The sequence below is a fragment of the Actinoplanes sp. NPDC051633 genome, assembly GCF_040681735.1.
Taxonomy (GTDB): domain Bacteria; phylum Actinomycetota; class Actinomycetes; order Mycobacteriales; family Micromonosporaceae; genus Actinoplanes.
The window spans coordinates 1-2,379 of record NZ_JBFAZH010001175.1 but is presented as its reverse complement, the minus strand read 5'-3'; the positions used below and the strand labels follow the sequence as shown (position 1 = coordinate 2,379).

The window sequence follows — 2,379 nt, the reverse complement described above, 5'->3', positions numbered from 1 at the left end:
GGACCATCCGCCGCAGTCCGGCGGCGGAGCATTCCGACGCCGACTGGGATCACGTGCTCGCGGTCAATCTGTCCGCCCCGTTCCTGCTTACCCGGCAGATCGGCGCCACCATGATCGAGCGGGGCAGCGGCAAGATCATTTTTGTGGCGTCGCTGCTGAGCTTCCAGGGCGGCGTGACGGTGCCGGGGTACACGGCCGCGAAGTCTGGACTGGCGGGCCTCACCCGGGCGCTCGCCAACGAGTGGTCCAGCAGAGGCGTGAACGTGAACGCGCTCGCGCCGGGTTACATCGAGACCGACAACACCGAGGCGCTGCGAAAGGATCCGGATCGTCGCCGAGCCATTCTGGACCGCATTCCCGCCGGCCGGTGGGGTCGCCCCGACGACCTGGCGGGTGCCACCGTGTTCCTGGCCGCGCCGGCATCGGACTACGTGCACGGCGCGGTCCTGCCCGTGGACGGCGGGTGGCTGGGACGGTGAGCAGCGCCGAGCGGGGACCTCGATGAAAGGAGCGGCCCGCGTGGGTCAGTCCTGATGCCAGATCTCGTCGGCGGGAGCCCACCACGAATCGGCCGGGGTGCCGTCGAGCTGACGCTGACATGGATCGGTCAGGGCCCACCACCGCTGGGTCGCGGGATCCGCGGCCATGGCCGCCATGTCGGCCGCGTGGTCGGCGCCGTGGTATTCGTAGTAGCCGACCAGTAGGTCACCACGGAGGAAGATCGTGTAGTTGCGAATGTGACAGGCCCGGATCCGCTCGGCGACCTCGGGCCACACCGCCTCGTGCAGCCGCAGATAGGTTTCCCGGTGCTCCTCGGCCAGCCGGATGAGCATCGCGTAACGCCGCATTTCGGCCCTCCCGGATTGTGACAGCGACATCCTACGTCTGGAGATCCTCGCATGCGGACCGGTGCCCCCGTCGGCTGCGAGACGATACGGCCATGTGCCTCTGGACATCGCCCGCGAAGCCAGTCAGCTTGAGAGGATGAGCTGGCGGCGACGTCGGAGGAGTGATCCGTACCGGGTTTGGTGCCCTCTCCGCGGCGATCCGACCACCGCATGGGTGTGCGCTGAGACATCAGATGTATTGTGCACCCACGCCGATTGCGTGACTCGCCGTGCCGGCGTTGGGGAAAGGTTGACATGGCTCTGACTGACGAGGCGATAGAAAAGATCCGCGCGATGATCACCTCGGGCGAGCTCCGGCCCGGCGACCGCCTGCCCAGCGAGCCCGAGCTCGGTGCTCAGCTGGGGTTGTCGCGCAGCTCGCTGCGGGAGGCCGTCAAGGCGTTGAGCCTGATCAACGTGCTCGACGTGCGGCGCGGTGACGGCACGTACGTGACCAGCCTGGACCCGGGTCTGCTGATGGACGCGATGTCGTTCGCCGTCGACTTCCAGCATGACCGCTCCGTGCTGCACTTCCTCGAGGTGCGCCGGATCCTCGAACCGGCCGCCATGGCCGCGGCCGCTACAGCGATGAGCGACGAGGACATCGCGGGCCTCGGCGAGTTGCTGGACGAGCTGCCCGCCGAGCCCGGCGTCGAGGAGTCCGTCGACAACGATCTCGAGTTCCACCGGCGTATCGCACGTGGCTCCGGTAACCCCGTCCTTGCCTCGCTCATCGACAGCGTTTCCAGTCGCACCCAGCGGGCCCGGATCTGGCGAGGAATCACCCAGGCCTCGGCGGTACGGCGGACACTCGACGAGCATCGGGCGATCGTGGCGGCGTTGGCCGCACGGCGCCCGGACGTCGCACATGCCTGCGCTGTGGTGCACATCGCCGGCGTCGAGCAGTGGCTGCACGAGGCACTCGGCGCGGGCATGGACGGCACTATCGAGTAGCGCCGTGGCAGGCGTGCCGGTGCCGGCGTGGTCAGCGCAGGGGGAACCGCACAACGGCGGGCGCGCCGACCGCGCCGACCGCGCCGACAATGCCGGCGATGTCCACGCGGACCCGCCCGCTACCGGCGTGCGCGGCGACCGGGGTGCCGTCCAGCAACGCCGCGGACTCCACGTCCACAGCCTCGGGCCGGCACGGCAGGTCCACTGATGCCCCCGCATCGACGACGCCGTAGAGAAAGCCGCCGCCTTGCGTCCAGCGGGTCCACGGCTCGTCGGACGGCTGCGCGACCGCGGGGTCGACCGGTGCTGCGGCCTGCACCGCCGGCGCGTTGACCGCCATCCAGTCAGCGATGCCCTCCAGACAACTGCGCTGCATCGCGGGAATCCGGCCGGCCGCATCCGGGCCGACGTTGAGGAGAAGGTTGCCGCCGCGAGAGACGACGTCCACCAACTCCTTGACCGCCCCCCGAGCATCGAGGTAGTGCCGGGCATCCTCGAGTCGGTTGTACCCGAACGAGTAGCCGATGCCGCGGCAGCT

General features: G+C 69.4%; 4 protein-coding genes. 2 read left to right on the top strand and 2 right to left on the bottom strand.

The window, feature by feature from the left end:
* Positions 1–479: SDR family oxidoreductase (locus AB0M20_RS38620; RefSeq protein ID WP_364305906.1), on the top strand; the 479-nt coding region annotated here is incomplete at its 5' end.
* A gap of 45 nt (positions 480–524) precedes the next feature.
* On the opposite strand, the gene AB0M20_RS38615 is transcribed toward AB0M20_RS38620, so the two are convergent.
* Entirely contained in the window at positions 525–848 is a 324-nt protein-coding gene (locus AB0M20_RS38615; protein ID WP_364305904.1) for an L-rhamnose mutarotase, read from the bottom strand.
* A 294-nt stretch (positions 849–1,142) separates the two neighbouring features.
* Between AB0M20_RS38615 and AB0M20_RS38610 the strand changes: the two genes are divergently transcribed.
* The gene (locus AB0M20_RS38610) at positions 1,143–1,841 is read left to right on the top strand and encodes a FadR/GntR family transcriptional regulator (protein ID WP_364305903.1); all 699 of its coding nucleotides are present in this window, start codon (positions 1,143–1,145) and stop codon (positions 1,839–1,841) included.
* 31 nt (positions 1,842–1,872) lie between these two features.
* On the opposite strand, the gene AB0M20_RS38605 is transcribed toward AB0M20_RS38610, so the two are convergent.
* Positions 1,873–2,379, bottom strand: a 507-nt coding sequence (locus AB0M20_RS38605) for an alpha-L-fucosidase (RefSeq protein ID WP_364305901.1), incomplete at its 5' end; no start/stop codon positions are given.